General features: G+C 66.7%; 15 protein-coding genes. 11 read left to right on the top strand and 4 right to left on the bottom strand.

Annotation, left to right across the window (positions count from 1 at the left end):
* Positions 1-73: 73 nt before the first annotated feature.
* The gene (locus AC07OD_RS19125; RefSeq protein WP_494597748.1) at positions 74-3289 is read right to left on the bottom strand and encodes a transglutaminase-like domain-containing protein; all 3216 of its coding nucleotides are present in this window, start codon (positions 3287-3289) and stop codon (positions 74-76) included.
* Positions 3286-7863, bottom strand: a complete 4578-nt coding sequence (locus AC07OD_RS19120; protein ID WP_494597746.1) for a carboxypeptidase regulatory-like domain-containing protein — start codon at positions 7861-7863, stop codon at positions 3286-3288. The genes AC07OD_RS19125 and AC07OD_RS19120 overlap by 4 nt, the downstream gene beginning before the upstream one ends.
* A 415-nt stretch (positions 7864-8278) precedes the next feature.
* Here AC07OD_RS19120 and AC07OD_RS19115 point away from each other — a divergent pair, with 415 nt between their 5' ends.
* Complete coding sequence (locus tag AC07OD_RS19115; protein ID WP_255594801.1) at positions 8279-8833, top strand: HAD family hydrolase; 555 nt, start codon at positions 8279-8281, stop codon at positions 8831-8833.
* 12 nt (positions 8834-8845) lie between these two features.
* Here the strand turns inward: AC07OD_RS19115 and AC07OD_RS19110 are convergent, their stop codons facing one another.
* A complete protein-coding gene (locus AC07OD_RS19110; RefSeq protein ID WP_218296367.1) occupies positions 8846-9142 on the bottom strand; it encodes a hypothetical protein in 297 nt (98 codons plus the stop codon).
* Positions 9143-9280: 138 nt separating this feature from the next.
* Here AC07OD_RS19110 and dinG point away from each other — a divergent pair, with 138 nt between their 5' ends.
* The 10 genes from dinG to AC07OD_RS19060 all read left to right on the top strand — a co-directional run bounded on the left by dinG (position 9281) and on the right by AC07OD_RS19060 (position 17334).
* Positions 9281-11455 (top strand): ATP-dependent DNA helicase DinG, encoded by a 2175-nt coding sequence (gene dinG, locus AC07OD_RS19105; protein WP_369643819.1) that lies wholly within the window; start codon positions 9281-9283, stop codon positions 11453-11455.
* A 142-nt stretch (positions 11456-11597) separates the two neighbouring features.
* A complete protein-coding gene (locus AC07OD_RS19100) occupies positions 11598-11954 on the top strand; it encodes a zinc ribbon domain-containing protein YjdM (RefSeq protein ID WP_492246108.1) in 357 nt (118 codons plus the stop codon).
* A gap of 171 nt (positions 11955-12125) precedes the next feature.
* Complete coding sequence (locus AC07OD_RS19095; RefSeq protein ID WP_218296369.1) at positions 12126-12629, top strand: pyridoxamine 5'-phosphate oxidase family protein; 504 nt, start codon at positions 12126-12128, stop codon at positions 12627-12629.
* A 46-nt stretch (positions 12630-12675) separates the two neighbouring features.
* The gene (locus AC07OD_RS19090) at positions 12676-12924 is read left to right on the top strand and encodes a hypothetical protein (protein WP_218296370.1); all 249 of its coding nucleotides are present in this window, start codon (positions 12676-12678) and stop codon (positions 12922-12924) included.
* A gap of 160 nt (positions 12925-13084) precedes the next feature.
* Positions 13085-13513, top strand: a complete 429-nt coding sequence (locus AC07OD_RS19085) for a CopG family transcriptional regulator (RefSeq protein ID WP_218296371.1) — start codon at positions 13085-13087, stop codon at positions 13511-13513.
* A 34-nt stretch (positions 13514-13547) separates the two neighbouring features.
* A complete protein-coding gene (locus AC07OD_RS19080) occupies positions 13548-14795 on the top strand; it encodes an extracellular catalytic domain type 1 short-chain-length polyhydroxyalkanoate depolymerase (protein WP_494597745.1) in 1248 nt (415 codons plus the stop codon).
* A gap of 77 nt (positions 14796-14872) precedes the next feature.
* A complete protein-coding gene (locus AC07OD_RS19075) occupies positions 14873-15640 on the top strand; it encodes a hypothetical protein (protein WP_492254258.1) in 768 nt (255 codons plus the stop codon).
* A 126-nt stretch (positions 15641-15766) separates the two neighbouring features.
* A complete protein-coding gene (locus AC07OD_RS19070) occupies positions 15767-16378 on the top strand; it encodes a 3'-5' exonuclease (RefSeq protein ID WP_492254259.1) in 612 nt (203 codons plus the stop codon).
* 158 nt (positions 16379-16536) lie between these two features.
* Positions 16537-16803, top strand: a complete 267-nt coding sequence (locus tag AC07OD_RS19065) for a DUF3297 family protein (protein ID WP_492246112.1) — start codon at positions 16537-16539, stop codon at positions 16801-16803.
* A gap of 48 nt (positions 16804-16851) precedes the next feature.
* The gene (locus AC07OD_RS19060) at positions 16852-17334 is read left to right on the top strand and encodes a reverse transcriptase-like protein (RefSeq protein WP_370627749.1); all 483 of its coding nucleotides are present in this window, start codon (positions 16852-16854) and stop codon (positions 17332-17334) included.
* A 20-nt stretch (positions 17335-17354) separates the two neighbouring features.
* Here AC07OD_RS19060 and AC07OD_RS19055 read toward each other — a convergent pair whose 3' ends face one another.
* Complete coding sequence (locus tag AC07OD_RS19055; RefSeq protein WP_369640934.1) at positions 17355-17876, bottom strand: GFA family protein; 522 nt, start codon at positions 17874-17876, stop codon at positions 17355-17357.
* Positions 17877-17942 lie beyond the last annotated feature (66 nt).

The raw sequence follows: 17942 nt of genomic DNA, 5'->3' as shown, positions 1-17942 counted from the left end.
CCAGGAACCATCCTGTAATTTTCATATTTTTTTTTATTCTAATATTATCTTTGAAATCTTTCATATTAATAAATCAAGTAAAAACCTCAATGACAAGCAAGCGAGCCACCGTCAACAACAGCCAAGCCGCCCCACCAATAAATATAATCGGAAAAGAAATAGCAACATATCCGCCAAAAATTACAGAAAGTATGATCCCAGCCATTAAACCTATAAGCCTTGCGCCAGAAAAATTTAGATTGTATTTGTTATCTTCATACATAGCCAAATACACACCAATCACAAACCCAATTGCTCCCACTATCGCCGCAAGCAGAGGCCCAGCAACGATGATCGCAATTCCCGACACAAGACCAAGAGCTAGTCCAAGCAATATCCCTCCATTCCCCCTACCCTCAATCATGTAAGCCCCAGCCCCCGTCTCCGGGTCGGTAATGATGTACCCATACCCCGAGAACCCATGCGCGTTGATTCCGCGCTCGTGGAAGGTCACTTCCTTGCCCGCCTGGATGGCTGATTGAATCTCTTGCCCCACTGTGCCGCCCACTGGTAGCTTTGCCAATGCCGTGGCTGCGTTGCTTTGGTTGATGGTGTAGATCCGCTGGCCTTCTGCCTGGGCGATGGCAATGGCTTTCACTGCCGAGACCGCTTGTGCGCAGTCTGCTTTGTTGGGGTTTTGGATTTGGCCTAGCTCGTCGGTGTATTGGCACTGCGTCGCGTCCACCCACAACTGCTCGGGCACCGCGTGCTCCATGGCGCTGCTGTATTGCCCCCGCAGCTTGTTGTACGCAATCCACCGGTTTTGCGCTGCAGTTTTGCCGTTAGCGGTGAGTTCGGGTTTGTTGTTGATCGCGGCACTGGGGTCGTCGTTCTTGACCCACCGGATGTGCCGCAGGTGCCCGATGTCCATGTTCAGCCCCTGGAAGCTGATGCCCGTGGTGACGATGCCGTACAGCTTGTTGGGTTTGACTTGGGCGTGGAACAGGCCGTAGCTCAAGGCGGGCCGGTCGATCGTTTGGGCCTGGGCGCTGGCGATTGCGCCGTGGCTCTGCAGGCTGGCGAAGTAACTCCACATCGTTCCTGTCAGCAGATCCCCCGTCAAATTTTCGCCAGTCATGCCTTGCAAGATGGCCGCCCGCTGCGCTTCAGGAGCGGCCTGCGCTTGTTCCAGCTTCTGCTTGTTCACCTTCATCCGGGCTCTCAGCGTTTCCAGCTGGGCTTGGCTGATGCCCTGGATGCTCAGGCCCAATGCCGTTTGCTGGCCTGCGATGAGCTGGTCTTGGGTTTCGTCCCAGTCCTGGCTGCCATAGCGGGTGAAGCCGCCTTGACCTACGGGTTCGCTGCCTGCGCGCATACCGGGGCCGGTGGCTACGACGGTGCCGTCCACCGAGATTTGGGGCTTGAGGTTGATGCTGCTCGATAGCCCCCTGGGCAGTTGGCTGGGGTCCAGCTGTTGGCCGGGGGCGGGCTTGGGGATGAGGGCTGCGATGGCGGCCTCATCCGCTGCGCTGGCTGCCACCCAGGCCAGGGTGATCTTCTTACCGGCGATGGCTGCGGTGGGGGTTTGCCAGCTCAGCAGGGGGCTGTCGCCCCACGCGGCGCTGCGGGCGTCTGCGTAGATTTCGTATTTGAAGTGCGTTTTGCTGGACGTGGGCAGGTCGCTGTGGGTTTGGATGCGCGTCTTGATGTTGTAGGGCAGGGTGCCTGCCAGGTAGGGCAGCGGGTCGATGGTGGCTTGCCGGGTGCCCAGGACGTCACCTACTGTGCTTTGGCCTGCGTTTTGGCTGTCGATGTAGGTTTTAAGGCGGGCCTGGTAGCTGCCCAGCTGGCTTTGCAGGGCGCTGGTGTTGAGGTTTCTCACCCAGCCTTCTGCCGGGTTGGTTTCTGCGCCTTGCTGGGCTGCGTTCAACAGGGCCTGGGCGTCCAGCGGTACGGCGCTTTGCAGGTCCATGCCTTCTTTGAAGGTGTATTGCTTGAAGCTGCCGTCCAGGGGCACCCAGGTGTCGGGGGTGCTTTGGCCTGGGGTGTGGCGCGTGCCTCGGCCGGGCTGGTATTGGATGAGGGCTTCGACCCAGGTGTGTTCGATGCGCAGGGCCTTGATTTGCCCGCCCGATACCAGGGCTACATTGCTGACCCCGCCTTGGCCCCAGATTTGCTGGGCGGCGTCTACGGTGCGGACGCCGCCCACCCAGTTGAGGGCCTGGGCGGTGGGGATGTCTACGGTGCCGGCCACATACCGCGCAGGGATGCCGCTGGCGCGCAGCAGGGCCACCAGCAGGCTGGCGGTGTCCACGGCGTTGCCGGATTTTTTGTCGAGCGTGTCTTGCGCGCCTTGTACGCTGCCTTGGGTGGGCACGTAGTGGATGTTGTCGTGCACCCACTGGTAGATCTTGTGGGGGTTGTGGCCCAGGGTTTGGGCCAGGGCCTTGATGGCGTCGGTGTGGGGGGCATCCAGCGTGGGGGCCAGGTCGGCTGCGCTGGGGGCGCTGGCGGCTTTAGCGCTTTGCACGGTGGCGGCCTTGGCGGCGGATGGAGGCTGCTCTGCCTCAGGGCCATCCATCTGGATGGGCGCTTGGGGGCGGGCTCGCTCTGCCTGCCAGGGCAGCTTGTTCAGGTTGAGGGGCAGGTGGGTTTTGCCGGGGGCCTCTGCGTCGATGAATTCCTTGAGCACCTGCAAGGCCGCGGCCTTGCCATTGCTGCTGCCTTCCTGCACGGCCTGGAGGCGCTTGACCAGCTGTTCGTGCTTGTCTGCAAAGGCGGCTTCCTGAACGAGCTGGCGGTCAAGAACGCTGCCTTCAACGCCTGCGTTTTGCCAGGTGTTGCGCAGGGATTCCCATTCCCGCTGCAGCGCCCGGGCCTGGCGGTCCAGCGTTTGCACGGCGGGCAGGCTCGAGGCTGCGTCAGTGAAGGTGGCGGCGATGCCGGGGGTGCCAGATTCGGGATTCAGCGCTCTGGCCAGTTGCTCCAGGGTGTCAGCGTATTGTTCGGCTGGCGCACCGCTTTGCAGGCGCTGCTGCACCGCCAGCTGGTTGCGCTGCGCCATTTGCGCGTGGACGAGGGGCAGTCCCACGGTGTTGAGCACCGAGGCCGTGAGCAGCCACACCACCGCGCGTTTGAACCAGCCCACCGGGCGGTCCTGCTGAGTGGGCTGGGTTGGGTGACTGCGGGTGTGCTGGTGCCCGGGGGCCTGCAATGGGCGCATGGGGTCGTTCTCTCTCAAAGGGGGGGTGACAGTGGTGGCCGGTATCAAAAGCCCGGTGGCGGCAACGGGGTTTCGCAACTGCGTCATTGCGCCCCCCCACCTTGGCGGTATGCGAGGCCAGGCTGGCAGGAGCTAGCCCGCAGGCGATACGCGGCAACCACCGCCAGCAATACGCCGGCGAGCCACAGAAACCACGGCTGGTTGACGGGGATGGAATTGGTGACGCCGGGTGTGCCTGGGCCACCGGGGCCTCCAGGCCCCCCTGGCGCATTGGCCCGCACCACGTAGGTAACCGTCGCCGTTGCCAGGTCCACATCCACGTCATACGCCTTGGCCTGGCTTGTGGGCAGTGCAGTTGCCGATTTGAGGTTGTTGCCGCTGCCGATCAGCAGGGCCTCCACCGTGTAGATTCCCTCCATCGCGGTTCTAAGCGTTTGCTGGGTGTCTGTGGACCGAAGACCGTTGGCTTGCAGTTGGCCCAGCAGGTGGGTGTGGGTGTAGACCACGGCATTGTTGGGGTTGCGCACGGTAATGCGCACACGGGCGTTGTCCACTGGCACATTTACCGTGAGATTGCGGGCCAGGTTGCTGATGCGTACGCGGTCATTGGGTGCGTATTGAGCCTTGTCCACCGCCACGGTCAGCGCAGCCTTGCCGGCGCCCTGCGGTGCATCTGCAACGATGGCGAACAATGTGCTGCCCACGTCCACTGTTTCGCCCTGGGTGTTCAGGAGTGTGGCGACCAGTGTGTAGGTTCCGGCCGGGTAGCGCGCGGTGTTCCATGGCTGCTTGTGCGGCAGCGTTGCGCCCGCAACCACGTCACCCAGTTCGTGCGGGGCAAATCGCGCAACTTCGACCCCGATGGCGTCATGGATGCGCAGCACGAGCGTCAACGCCGCCGATGTCGTGCCGAGGTTGAGCACGGAGGCGCCCAACTGCACCGCGGCATTGGCGGCGTAAGAGGGCTTGTCCGTGCTGGCACTGACACGCGCAACGATGTCGTCGGGTGATGCCCCGGCGGAGTACTTGGCCCCGATGATGGTGAGGTAGCTGTCGTCTCGGCTGAAGCCAGCAATGGTGGCCAGAAACGGCTTGGCCGCCTTGATGCGCCCTGGGCCGGTAGGTATCGCGACATGGCCCACGCTGTAGCCGCTAATACCCAAGGTTGTGAAACCAGACACATCCACAGGCAGGCCATTGAGCTGGAGGCTGTTCATCGCAGGGGTCGGAATTGCGATGTTCAGGTAGTTTTCCTTGTAGGGCGAAAGGTTGGTCGGCGCCGTGAACACGTAGTCAGAAAGGGTTTGATCGATCCCGCCCACGTAGGTAAAAGCTGGGTCCCCCAGCACTCCTCCGGTCGTGATCGTGGACCCCTTCAGGAACTGTCCCACCAGCACGGGAGCGGAGGCTACGATGTGAAGGCTCTCCGCGTCAGTCACCTCATGGAACTCCCCCGCATTCAGGGTGGCCACCAGCGCACCGTTCACCCGCACTTGGGTGGCAGCGGTGTTGGCCACGATGCGAACAAGGTTGCCCGCTGTGCCGGTGTTGGCTGTTTTGGGCGCCACATACTCAGCGGACCAGTGCTTCACAGGCGGCAACTGGGTGAACAAGTGGTCGCAGTAGCCAGCATGGAGTGGCACGTTGGCGCATTGCCCTCCCGCAAATACCGCCACGGGTTTGTTGGTTTGTATGCGGGTGCCCGTGATTTCATTGCCGGAGTAGGCGGTGTAGATCACGGACTGGCCTTTTTGCAGGGTCACGTCAAAGGGAACATTCGCAGGCTGCCCCGTCGTCAGGCTGCTGGCAGGCGTGACGGTGGCCACCGTGCCGTCCTCCACGGCGGTCAGTGAAAACTGGATGACGCTGTACGCATGGTTCCAGTCGACGATGCGGTATTCCAGGCCCAACGCCGTGACGTCAAGCAGGTACGACATGTCCGTGGTGTACATCTCGCGGTTCAGGAAATACGCGCTCACCCCTTTGCTGGCGTACACCTGCAGCGCCTTGTCCACTACCTTGCCCGCCTCGTGCAGAAACTGGTTGTTGGGCACCATGAGTTCCGCTACGCCGCTGGCACCAACAACAAAGCTGTAGTTGATGGCGCCGTCGTTGCTCACAACCTGGCCCGTGGTGCCTTGCTCGCCAAATATGAAGAGGTATCCAACAGGTCCCGCAGAGGTCGTGGGGTAGTTCGGATGCCCCACTGCCACGGCTCGCAGGGTGTTGCTGGCCTCCAGGCCATAGTCCGGCTTCAGCGGCAGGTTGATGGCGGTGCTCGTGGCGATGTCAAAGCCGCTGCTGCTGCCCTGGTAGCCGGGGGCGTTTGCCGCGAGGTTCCAGCGGCCCGCAGTGATGTTGGCAAATTCATAGCGGCCATCGACCCCCGAGGTGGTCTCCAGCAGGCTGACCCCCGCCAGGACCACCTTGGCCCCTGGCACCGGGCGTTGGCTCTGGGCATCGAGCACCACCCCGTATATGCGGTCTTGCCCTTGCACCTTGGGGGTCATTTCCACCGGCAGCACGTACCGCGTTCCCGCCGCCAGATCCACCGCAAAGGCCACGTTGTCATACCCGGGTGCAGACACCTGCACCTGGGTAGCCCCCGCGTTGAGGCCCGAGATTTCCGCCACACCCTGGGCATTGGTCTGCAGCACCTGCGGGTTGCTGCCCGAAAGGGTCACCGTGGCACCTGCAATGGGCTGGTGGGTGGCTGTGTCAGTGACGGTGGCCTGGATGGCGATGGGTTGCTGAGGGTCGACGCTGGGGTGCAGCGGCACGTCGAACTGGTGTGTGCCGTTTTGCACGAGCGTGATGGCTTGTTCAAAACGTTGATAGCCCGCTTTCTCCATGGAAACGGTGCGTGAGCCAGCAATATCCGGCACACCACCAATGGTGTAGCGCCCGGCAGCATCCGTGGTGGCTGTGCGGCCGGTGCCATCCACGACCACGGACACCCCCTGCAGAGGCAGCCGTGTGGAGGCATCCGAAACAATGCCTTGCAGCACCGTTTGATCGGAACCGATGTTGTTTGCGGTCAACGTGACAGGCAGGACGATGGAGTGATGGCCTTGCACGTTCATGGTGATGATGCGCGTTGCAAAGCCGCTGGCAGACACCGTGACGGTGTTGTCTCCTGCCACCACGCCAGCGTCGAAGGCAACCTCACCTTGGGCGTTGGTGCTGCGGATCAGGCCATTGAGTGACACACTGGCCATTGCAATCGCCGCGCCTGTTGCCTGGTTGCTTACAACCACCTTGAGCGTGCTTTGCGCGGTGCTGCGGCGGAAAACCGGGTCGAACCGCACCTGCTGCCCCGCCAAGGCACTGAAACTGGCCTCGACCGCTTGATAGGACGAATAGCTTGCCTTCAGGCCCATCGCACCGGGCGCAATACCTTCGAGGACGTACTCACCATGGGCGTTGGTCTGCGTGGTCGAGCTGCCGACCGAAATGGTGGCGTTGGCGGCGTTCTGGAAACTCACCCCGTCGTTGGTGAACTTGGCAACGCCTGAAATGGTGACGGTGCTCGCATTGCCGACCGTGAGCGCCTTCAGGCGGATGGTGCCCAGATCCAGCTGCTGGCCCTTGAGCAGCCCCAGGTCCGCGGACAGCGAAAGGTATCCAGCGACCTCGATCGCCAGATTGTGGGTGCCGGCAGCCAACTGCAGAAACTCGAAACGCCCCTGGGCATTGGTCACGGCGGGCTGGGCACTGCCGGTCAACCGCACTGACACCCCCGCCAGCGGCTGGCCCGTGGTGTCGCTCACCAAAAGGCCTTGCACGCTGGCCAGATCGGGATTCGTGCTGGGCTGGCCCGCGATCCAGAGCGCGCGCAGCGCCAGGGCCGTGACGTACGGGTCACCATCCCAACTGCCATCCGCGCGCTGGGCGGCCTTGAGCGAATCTACGGCGGGCTGCACGGCGGCTGCCGTGGACAGCCCCGGGAGCACCGCCAGCAGGGCCTGCGCATTGCGCAGGGACCCGCCCCACGACGGGGCAGCGCCGCGTTCGGCGAGCAGCCAGGTGCGCGCGTTCGACAGTGCCGATGCCACCGCAGAGGTCTGGCGATAGGGGTGGAGCGCCTGTACGGCCTGCGCCGTGGAGAGAAGCGCATCGCCATCGGTGGCGAGGGCCCATCGGCCGTCCACCTGCTGCGCGGCCAGCAGCCAAGCCAGCGCCTGATCGGCGGTTTCGGGATACGAAGCGCGTGACGCCGTGAATGCGGCAACGGCCCACGCCGTGTCCTGCACATTGCTGGCATAGCCCACCGTGGCGCCAAATCCGCCATCCGCGTTCTGCTTGGGCGCAAGGGCGTCAAGATGGGCCGTGCTGGCCGATTGGAGCTGTTTTGCCAGGGACTTCCGGGCCAGTACCTCGACGGTGTCGTCACTCGCCGCAGCGATCGCATCCAGCAGCACCGGCGGCACCGGCCTGCTCCAAGCACGCAAGGTGGCGGCGGCTTCCGAGCGGCTTTGCACGGGCAGCGCAACAGAACCTGCCTCGCTCGCCAGACCCCCGCTGGGTTGAACCTGCCCCTGCAACCATGACAGGCCCAGCGCCTCGTCGGCCCAGGCAGTGTGGGAGAGCAGGAAAACGAAAACGAAGCACAGCAGTCGCACGCAGCCAACCACTGCGCACCCTGTGATCGGCGCGCGCATGAGGACCCTCTCTTATTTTCTTCACACCGCGCGCCGTGGGGGATACCGGTACTGATCTACGCCAGCTCCGGCATCCAGCGCCAATAGTGCAAATCTCCGTTTGGCGACCATTCACCAAAGAGGGGCGGAGCGTAGCAATCGATGGCGCATTCAGTTGTTAAATTTTGTGATATTGTTTTCTCAATATCATCAAATTGCGCCCAATTTACTCAAGCTACCTTCATTCATTTGCAGCGTGACGAGGGAGTGTCTGGTCCCCCCCGAAACTCAAGCCAAAATGGCCGCAGTGCCTGGATGAAACGCGCCACATGCTATTGAATGCAGAGCATCTTTGCCCACTGACGGGGCGATACGGCGCCCGCCGGTTCTCCGCCCCCGTCTTCGACATGGACGGCTTGTCATCGACTCGGAGCGCATGGCTCTGCGGGCCTGCATCAATGCAGCGCGGGCGCACAGCCTCCTGCCGGCCAAGGCGGGTTATCTACAGGTAGTGGGCCGGGCCTTGCCGGAATCGATCATGGTGGCGTCATCGTCACGGCGCGACGAGATCGAGCACCGCCTGGGCCGCATGGAGGTGCTGCACCACTTCCAGGCCCTGGCGGGCTGCAACGAGGTGGAGCGAAGCAAGACCGACCCGGCGCTGTACCGGCTGGCCGCTGCACGGCTGGAGGTAGAGCCAGCCCAATGCCTGGCGTTTGAAGACAGCGAGAACGGAGCGTGCGCCGCACAGGCAGCCGGCGTGGCGGTTGTCGTCGTCCCGGACCTCGAGCACCCTGCGGCGGGAAATTCTGGAGCGCATGCCATGGCGTGCGCGAATCGCCGATGGTGGCGCCGGCCATCTGCCGCGCTGGTTTCACCGGATCGGGGTGGCGTAGCGCCTGCCGCCCACGGCGCTTGGGACCACCGCCACATTTCGCGGATCAATCAGATTGGCGTCCACCGCATGAACCATGTGCGCCAGCAGCTATGAAAAGCAGAGCATCTACTGCTTTTGCTTCTGATAGGCCTTGTCCGCTGGCGGGCCCCGGTCCGTGTCCTGCAGGCCCCGCTGCACGTCCCGGTAGGCCTGCTCCACCTGGGCATCGGGCTGGCCGTGGGTCATGTCCACCGATTCATCGCGCTCGTGCGGCAGCTTGGGCTTGTCGGCGCTTTCGGGCGGCGGCGCGGCCTGTGGGGTACGCCGGCCGGCGGTGGCGGGCGACTGGGGCGTGGTGGTGTTGACGCTGGGCTGGCCGGTGGGGGCGGCGCTGGGGTGGTCCGGGGTGCTGGCGGTGGGCATGTGATCTCTCCTGCGGTACAGGGCTTCATCGTAGGAAAGCCCCTGGAGCCGCCGTGTAGTCCCCGGCGCCATCTGTCCGCCGGGTGAAGCGGCCGCTGGCCGCGAAGGCGCAGGCGCCAACCCATGCGACACTACTGTATGTCTCAACAGGTGTGGGCCGCGCAGGCCCTTGAATCTTTCGATGCGGTGGTGCAGGCCACGCCCGGGTTTCGCAGCCGCGACGGCCAGCGGCGCATGGCCGAGCAGGTGGCGCACACGTTCAGCAGCGCCACGCTGGGCAAGGTGGACGAGGAGGGCGGCGAGGCGGCGCCCACGCGCTCCATCGCCGTCATCCAGGCCGGCACGGGCGTGGGCAAGTCGCTGGCCTACTGCGCGCCCGCCATCGCGCTGGCGCTGTCGCGCGGCACGCGGGTGCTGATCTCCACCGCCACCGTGGCGCTGCAGGAGCAGCTGGTCAACAAGGACCTGCCGGCGCTGGCCGCGCTGATGCCCCAGCCCTTCAAGTTCGCGCTGGCCAAGGGGCGCGGGCGCTATGTGTGCAAGCTCAAGCTCGACCGGCTGGCGGGCACGGGCGAGGCCGAGGCGTCCGATGAAGACGACCTGTTCGCCGAGGAGGAGGCCGCCGCCCGCGCCAAGCGCCCCCGGCAGGAAACCGAGGCGCGCATCCAGTTCTACGGCGCCATGGCGCAGACGCTGGCCAAGGGCGCCTGGGACGGCGACCGCGACAGCCTGGAGACCCCGCCCGAGCCCGAGGTGTGGAGCCCCGTGGCGGCCGAGGGCGCGTCGTGCACGGGCAAACACTGCCCCGCCTTCAGCCAATGCACCTACTACGACAAGCGCAAGGAGCTGGTGGGCGCGCAGGTGATCGTGGCCAACCATGACCTGCTGCTGTCGTCGCTGGGCGCGCGCGTGCTGCCCGAGCTGGACAACTGCCTCCTGGTGCTGGACGAGGCTCACCACCTGCCCGCCACGGCGCTCGACCAGTTCGCCTGCAGCATGGACCTGTCGCGCCTGGCGTGGATCGACCGGCTCTCCAGCCGGGGCCTGCGCATCGGCGCACTGCTGGAGGTGGAGGAGATCGCCGACATCCCGCGCCACGCGGCCCAGCTGCGGCAGACACTGCAGGACCTCGCGCGCATCGTGATGGACGTGTACGGCCCCGCGCTCAAGAGCCAGAAGGACACCTGGGGCCCGGCCCGGGTGCGGGTGCCGCGCGGCGAGCTGCCCGAGCCGCTCACCGCGCCGCTGGGGCTGCTGGCCGCCAGCGCCGATGGCTTCCTCGAAGCCCTGCGCGCCATCAGCAAGGCCCTGCGCGCCGAGATGCGCGACAAGCCCGAGGAGGCCAAGCGCCTGTCCACCCTGTATGCGCAGATCGGCATGCTGGCGCCGCGCCTGGAAGAGCTGCACGCCACCGCGCAGCTGCTGCTGCAGGAGGCCCCCCAGGGCGCAGACCGCAGCTTCGTGCCTGCGGCCAAGTGGTTCACGCTGGAGGTCGATGGCGATTTCATCGTGGTCAAGGCACACGCCAGCCCCATCCTGCCGGGCACCACGCTGCGCAACCACCTGTGGAACGCGGTGCGCGGCGCGGTGCTCACGTCGGCCACGCTCAACAGCTGCGGCAATTTCGATTTCTTCCTGCGCGAGGCCGGGCTGCACGGCGACGAGGCCGCGACCACGCTGGAGGTGCCCAGCCCCTTCAACTACGCCGCCCAGGGCACGCTGATCGCCGCCGAGACGCGCGCCGACCCCAAGAACGCCGCGCAGTTCACGGCCGAGATGGTGGATGCGCTGCTGCACGACATCGCGCGCGTGGAGTACGGCGCGCTGGTGCTGTTCACCTCGCGCGAGCAGATGCGCCAGGCCGTGGATGCGCTGCCCACCGCCATGCGCAGCGTGGTGCTGGTGCAGAACGCGCTGCCGCGCACGCAGCTGCTCAAGCGCCACCGCGAACGGGTGGAGAACGGCGAGCCCTCGGTCATCTTCGGCATGCAGTCGTTCGGCGAAGGGCTGGATCTGCCCGGGCGGCTGTGCGAGTCGGTGTTCATCACCAAGCTGCCCTTTGCCCCGCCCGACGACCCCGTGGGAGAGGCCCGCGCCGAATGGCTGCGCGCCGTGGGCCGCGACCCGTTCAGCGAACTGGTGGTGCCCGCCACCGCCATCCGCCTGGCGCAGTGGGTGGGCCGCGCCATCCGCACCGAGGACGACCAGGCGCATGTCTACTGCTACGACAAGCGCCTCATGCGCACGAGCTACGGCCAGCGCCTGCTCAAGGGCCTGCCGCCCTTTGCGCTGGAGCAACGCGCGCCCCTGTAGGATGCCCCCCGAGTCGCCTGCGGCGCCGTCCCCACCAGCGGGCGCCACGGCGGCACGGGCCGGGGGCTGCACCCGTCCCACGCGCCGTGCTGCCCCTCCTTCCCTCCCTTCCTCCCCATTTGCCATCCCCAGCGAGAACCCCATGACGAACGCCATCCCCGCCTGCCCCCAATGCGGCCTGGAGAACACCTACCCCGACGGCAACCACTACATCTGCCCTGACTGCGCCTTCGAATGGCCCCAGGCAGCCGAATCCGCCGAGGTCGACGCGCCCGAGGGCGGCGGCGCCGTGCTGGACGCCCACGGCAACCCGCTGGCCGATGGCGACGCGGTGATCCTGGTGAAGGACCTCAAGGTCAAGGGGTCCTCATCCACGCTCAAGAAGGGCACCAAGATCAAGGGCATCCGCCTCGTCGATGGCGCCGACGGCCACAACGTGGACTGCAAGACGGAGCTGGGCAGCATGCTGCTCAAGTCAGAGTTCCTGAAAAAGGCCTGATCGGGCCCGGCCCCGGGCCCCCGCCCGCGATACAGGGCACGGGGCGCGGCGGTGTCAGATAAACACCCACGCCCCGGCGGGCGGCGGGCCGACACGGTGCGCGCGCCACCCTGCCTAGAGTGAATGGAAGCACCGACCCCTTCCCCCATTTCACCACCGCACGGAGAGCCCATGCCCCACGACACCCCCGCCCACGACACCTTGTGGAAGCTCATCAAGGACATCCGCTTCGGGATGCTGACCCACCGCACCGCCAGCGGCATGCTGCATGCCCACCCGCTGACCACGCAGAACCGCCGCATGGACGAACAGGCGGAGCTTTATTTCTTCATCCCCAAGTCCGGCGAACTGTACGAGCGCCTCCTCACCGATGGCGAGGTGAACGTCTCGTACGCCGACCCCGGCGCGGACAGCTATGTCTCGCTCTCGGGCCAGGCGCGTTTCGTGGACGATCTGGCGCAAAAGGAAGCCTTGTGGTCGACCGCGGCCCAGGCATGGTTTCCGGGCGGCCACACCGATCCGGAGCTGGCCCTGCTGGCCGTGCGCATCCGCCATGCCGAATACTGGGACGTGGACGAAAGCAAGATGGTGCAGCTGTTCAAGATGGCCAAGGCGGCCGTCACCGGCCAGCCCCCGCGCCAGCTGGGCGAGCACAAGGAACTGACGCTGCCGTGAACGGCACCGCCACGCCTTTTCTTCACCATCCATTCCAGGAGGTTCCATGAGCAGCAAGGAAAACCGCCGCGAGGAAGACCCATCGGGCGGCAATGACAACACCGAGGGCTCGGGCAAGGTCGCCCAGGCCCACAACAGCACGGGCGACAAGCCCACCACCCAGATCAACCAGGGCCGCCGCACCCCCGAAAGCCGGGGCGACCGCGACACGCACCTGGGCAGCAGCAACCAGGCGCAGTCGCGCCGGGGCGCCGCCGGCAGCAGCGGCCCTGCGGGCAGCCGCGGGGCGGGCTGAGCGCCGCCGGCACCGGCACCGCTCGCACCCATGCGCAAAGAGCCTTCGGGCTCTTTTCTTTTGCGCGTGGCCCTTGAAGCAAGGGATTTTCCATCCATATACCATCCACTAACCATCCATATGGATGGAAATCATCCATACCACCGGCCACGGAGGGCCCATGACCCCAGCTCCCGCTTCGTCCCTGGCCGTGCGCGGCAAGATTCCCGATTCCGAAAAGATCACGATCAACCTGGGCTTTGTCGACCTGGGCCACATCGACCTGCTGGTGTCGGAAGGGTTTTATGCCAACCGCACCGACTTCATCCGCACGGCCATCCGCCAGCAGCTGGCCGCCCAGGGCGACGCCGTGCGGCAGGTGGTGGCCCGCAAGATGCTTGTGCTGGGCCTGCAGCGGTTTGGCCGCGCCGAGCTGCAAGCCGTGCAGGCAGCGGGCCAGGTGCTCGAGATCCGCGTGCTCGGCCTGGTCAGCATCGACGACGACGTGCCGCCCACCCTGGCGCAGGCCACGATTGCCTCCATCACGGTGCTGGGCGCGTTTCACGCCAGCGCCCCGGTCAAGGCCGCCCTGGCAGGGCGCATTGGCTGAGCGCGGCGCACCACCACCACCACGAAAGAACCCCATGGACTGGAACCTCAAACTCAAGCAGCTGATGGGTCAGGCCACCCACCTGGTGCGCAGCGGCCAGCTGGCGGATGCCACGCGGGCCATCCAGCAGGCGCTGGGCAGCGCTTCGGCCACGGCGCCGGGGCCCGCCGCGCCGCCGCCGGAACGCGCGGGCCCCGCCCCGGTGCAGGCACCGGCAGCCCCCTTCGCCTTTCGCACGGGAACCCCGTGGCGCAGCAGCGCGGCGCAGGACGTGGAGGACGCGGTGGTGGTCGAGCGCGGCACCGTGCAAGTCCCCCCGGGCGCGGCCCGGCCCGCCCCACCGTCCGGGCCGGGTGCCCGCCCGGCGGCCGCCGCGCCGCACGCCGCCGAGCCCCCGGACAGCTTCACCGCAGTCGCCTTCAGCCACCCTGGCGCCCCGCACAACCCGCACCACTACCACCTGTACGTGCCGCCCGGCGCGGGGGCCGGCACGCCCATGCCCCTGGTGCTGATGCTGCACGGCTGCACGCAGAACCCCGTGGACTTCGCCACCGGCACCGGGATGAACGCCGCCGCCGCCCCGGCCAACGCGCTGGTGCTGTACCCCGCACAGCCCCACAGCGCCAACCCCAACGGCTGCTGGAACTGGTTCCGCCCCGAAGACCAGCGCCGGGGCGGCGGCGAACCCGCTCTGCTGGTGGCGATGGTGCAGGACGTGATGGCGCGCCACCCCGTGGATGCGCGGCGCGTCTACGTGGCGGGCCTGTCGGCCGGCGGCGCCATGGCCGCGCTGCTGGGCCGCGAGTACCCCGACGTGTTTGCGGCCGTGGGCGTGCACTCGGGCCTGCAGGCCGGCGCGGCACACAACGTGATGGGGGCGCTGTCGGCCATGAAGCATGGCGCCAGGCCGGCGGCGGGCACCCCGGCTCCGGGGGCTGTTGTGGCGGCGCCCCTGATCGTCTTCCACGGCGATGCCGACACCACCGTGCACGCCCGCAACGGCGAGCAGCTGGTGCAGGCGGCGCGGGCCAGCGCCCCGGGCACCGTGGAGCTGGGCACGCACCAGGGCCAGTCGGCCGGTGGCCAGGGCTACACGCGCACGGTGTATGGCCTCGCAGGCGCGCCGGTGGCGGAGCACTGGGTGCTGCATGGCGGCGGCCATGCCTGGGCGGGCGGGCATGCGCAGGGCAGCCACACCGACCCCCGGGGGGTATCGGCCACGCGGGAGATGCTGCGGTTCTTCCTGGAGCATCCCCGGGGACTGGCCGGCACCCCGCCATAATTTGCCCGGGAGCGCAGCGCCACCTTCATCCCGCACAACAACACGGTGCGAAAGCCATTCAGGGAGAGGAATCCGTCATGGAGAACGTCTACATCACCGTCGCGGGGCTGGTGGCCATCGGGCTGGTCTTCTACGCCCTGCGGCGTTCGGGGCGCCAGGACAACACCCGCACCGACCTGCGCATCACCGCGGTCTCCATCGCGCCCCCCTCGGGCAGCGTGCTGCAGGCCAACACGCCGATCACCGTGACCCTGGACTACCGCTACGGCGCGCCGCGCGAGCCGCTGTATGCGTGGGTGAAGATCCTGGACACCACCTACGACTCCCTCTACGAAGGCTCGCACGACATGCTGAACCCGGGCTCCGGGCGGGTGAGCCGTTCGGTGCACCTCACGCAGGCGGGGACCGTGCGCGAGTTGTTCATCGTGGTCAAGAACCGGGACTTCGTGGAGGTGTTCAACCAGGCCATCGCCGTGGACTTCACCTACGAGGACGCGGTGCTGGACGAGGCGCAAAGGAACGATGGCAAGGGATCGCGGATCACCGACATCCGTCTGTCCATTGCGTCCCCCGCCACGGTCAAGGCCGGCACCCGCATCGATGTCGAGGTCGAATACGACATCCAGGCGGAGGAAGGCCTGGACATCTGGGTCATTCCCGACACGCAGGCCAACATGACCTACGAGGGCACCACGGGCCGGCTGGACGGCGCGGGGACCGTGCACAGGCACTTCACCCTCATCGACCCCTGCGCGGTCACGGGCCTGCGGCTGCTGATGAAGAATGCGTCGAGCCAGACGGTCTACGAACACCGCGTGCCGGTGGACTACACCTTCACGGCGTAGCCGTTCCCAGCCGACCACCCCCGGGGCCCGGCACGGGGTTCGGTTTATCCTGCAGGCCCGCCGGCACAACCCGCTGCGGCCCGCAATGGGGGCCGCTGACGCACGGCCTTGCCCCTCGGAACACTCATGCCCCCCATCGCCGTCATCGACTTTGAAACCACCGGCGTCTCGCCCGGCCAGGGCGCGCGCGCGACCGAGGTCGCCATCGTGCTGCTGGAAAAAGGCCAGGTGGTGGACCGCTTTCAGAGCCTGATGAAGACGGGCGCGTGGATTCCGGCATTCATCACGCAACTGACCGGCATCACAAACGCCATGGTGAACGCGGCGCCCGATGCTGCAGGCGTGATGGCCGACGCGGCGCGATTTGTGGGCGACGCGCCCATGGTGGCGCACAACGCGTCGTTCGACAGCAAGTTCTGGCAGGCCGAACTGGCGCTGGCCGGCGTGGCTGCGCCGCACCCGTTTGCCTGCACGGTGCTGCTGTCGCGCCGCCTGTACCCGCAGGCCCCCAGCCACAAGCTCGGTACGCTGGTGGACTACCACGGCCTGCCACGCACCGGCCAGGCCCACCGGGCGCTGGCCGATGCCGAAATGGCCGCCGCGCTGCTCGCGCGCATCCAGCACGACCTGCGCACGCGCTGGCGGGTGGCCGAACCCAGCCATGCACTGCTGCAGCTGGTGCAGCGCTGCGCCAAACCCGCGGTGGGCGCGCTGCTCGCGCGGCACGCCACGCCCTGAATGCGTTTGCTACATATTCGATAGCATGCTGCGCTTATCCACAGTGCGCTAGAAGGCATTTTCATTCATGTTCCAGCCGTGCCCCAGGGGGCACCTGATCCGGGTCCTCGGCCAAATCCCGGAAAATCCGCGCTTTCGCTTTTCAACCAGACCACCGCATGACCGACACCACCCCAGCCGCTGCCGCCACCGACCGCCCCGCACTCCCCGACCACCTGAGCGTGGACCCGCGCAGCCCGCACCATGTGGCCGCGGTGTTCCAGCACGACATCGGCATCCGCTTCAACGGCAAGGACCGCACGGATGTCGAGGAATACTGCGTCAGCGAAGGCTGGGTGAAGGTGCCCGCGGGCAAGACGGTGGACCGCAAGGGCCACCCGCTGATGATCAAGCTCAAGGGCAAGGTCGAGGCTTTCTACAAGTGACATCGCCCCGCGCGGCCGCGCCGCGCCGGTATCTGCCGCGCGTTTTCCGTGCCTGACGACAACGCCGCCCCCTGGGTGATCCATTGCGACGGCAGCGCCGTGCCCAACCCGGGGCGCATGGGGCTGGGCGCGGTGGTGCACGCGCCCGATGGCACGGTGGCGCAGCAGCTGTCCGAGGCCACCACCTTCACCGGCTGCAACAACGAGGCCGAGCTGAGGGCGCTGGCCCTGGCGCTGCGCTGGCTGCAGGCCCAGGGCACCGCTGCAACCGCTGGCGTGCGGGTGTACAGCGACAACAGCGTGTTGGTGGAGCAGCTCGCCCCCGGTGGTGCGCGCGCCGCGCCCATCGCGCGGCTGGCCTTGCTGTTCGACGAGGTGCGCGGGCTGATGCAGGCCGTGGGCGATGTGGCGGTGCGCTGGATTCCGCGCCACCGCAATGGTCAGGCCGACACCCTCGCGCGCGGCGCGCTGGGCCTGGCGCCCAAGCCGTCCACGAAGCACCACACCCGCACCAGGAAAAAGCGGCGCTGACCGGCCGGCGCGCTGCGCGCTCAGTCCAGACCCAGGGCCTCGCGGTAGGCGTTGATGCGGGGCAGCAGGGTCTGGCGGCGGGCCAGGCTGCCGGGGGGCCAGTGGGCGTCCCGGTCGTAATACTGCGCCACGGCGGGCGTGCCGGGCGCAAGCACCACCCAGGGCTGCTTCGACGCGGTGTAGATGTGGATGTCGGGCGGCAGGTGGTCCGGCGCGTCCAGCGTGCCCACGCGCACGAAGGCGACGAGCGGGCCCGCGCCGGAGTAGTGGCTCCACACCGCCACGCGGCAGTGCGGGCAGCGCGCGATCTTCTGGCCAAAGCCGCTTTCGGACGGGGTGTCCACCAGGTCGACCTCGCCCACCCGCAGCGCCAGCCTGTCGGCCTCGATCATGGCGTTCAAGGCGAACGACGCCCCGCTTTCCCGCTGGCACCAGCGGCAATGGCAGCAGTGCACGAAAAGCGGCGCGGTGAGCATGCGGTAGCGGACATGGCGGCAGGTACAGCCGCCGTCCAGCGGGAACACGGGGTCTGGGTGCGTCATGGCAGGGCGGTGGGCGGCAAAACGGAACGAGGCACCATTTTGGCGAAAGCGCGGGACAAAATCACG

This window comes from Acidovorax sp. GW821-FHT10E03, from assembly GCF_059415205.1.
Note: the sequence above shows the minus strand (reverse complement) of the source record. Positions and strands in the feature narration are given on the sequence as shown.

Bases quoted from the DNA above. Each gene is read 5' to 3' on its own strand.
- AC07OD_RS19125 (WP_494597748.1), bottom strand. From the start codon at position 3,289: ATGACGCAGTTGCGAAACCCCGTTGCCGCCACCGGGCTTTTGATACCG.
- AC07OD_RS19120 (WP_494597746.1), bottom strand. From the start codon at position 7,863: ATGCGCGCGCCGATCACAGGGTGCGCAGTGGTTGGCTGCGTGCGACTG.
- AC07OD_RS19115 (WP_255594801.1), top strand. From the start codon at position 8,279: ATGGCTCTGCGGGCCTGCATCAATGCAGCGCGGGCGCACAGCCTCCTG.
- AC07OD_RS19110 (WP_218296367.1), bottom strand. From the start codon at position 9,142: ATGCCCACCGCCAGCACCCCGGACCACCCCAGCGCCGCCCCCACCGGC.
- dinG (WP_369643819.1), top strand. From the start codon at position 9,281: ATGTCTCAACAGGTGTGGGCCGCGCAGGCCCTTGAATCTTTCGATGCG.
- AC07OD_RS19100 (WP_492246108.1), top strand. From the start codon at position 11,598: ATGACGAACGCCATCCCCGCCTGCCCCCAATGCGGCCTGGAGAACACC.
- AC07OD_RS19095 (WP_218296369.1), top strand. From the start codon at position 12,126: ATGCCCCACGACACCCCCGCCCACGACACCTTGTGGAAGCTCATCAAG.
- AC07OD_RS19090 (WP_218296370.1), top strand. From the start codon at position 12,676: ATGAGCAGCAAGGAAAACCGCCGCGAGGAAGACCCATCGGGCGGCAAT.
- AC07OD_RS19085 (WP_218296371.1), top strand. From the start codon at position 13,085: ATGACCCCAGCTCCCGCTTCGTCCCTGGCCGTGCGCGGCAAGATTCCC.
- AC07OD_RS19080 (WP_494597745.1), top strand. From the start codon at position 13,548: ATGGACTGGAACCTCAAACTCAAGCAGCTGATGGGTCAGGCCACCCAC.
- AC07OD_RS19075 (WP_492254258.1), top strand. From the start codon at position 14,873: ATGGAGAACGTCTACATCACCGTCGCGGGGCTGGTGGCCATCGGGCTG.
- AC07OD_RS19070 (WP_492254259.1), top strand. From the start codon at position 15,767: ATGCCCCCCATCGCCGTCATCGACTTTGAAACCACCGGCGTCTCGCCC.
- AC07OD_RS19065 (WP_492246112.1), top strand. From the start codon at position 16,537: ATGACCGACACCACCCCAGCCGCTGCCGCCACCGACCGCCCCGCACTC.
- AC07OD_RS19055 (WP_369640934.1), bottom strand. From the start codon at position 17,876: ATGACGCACCCAGACCCCGTGTTCCCGCTGGACGGCGGCTGTACCTGC.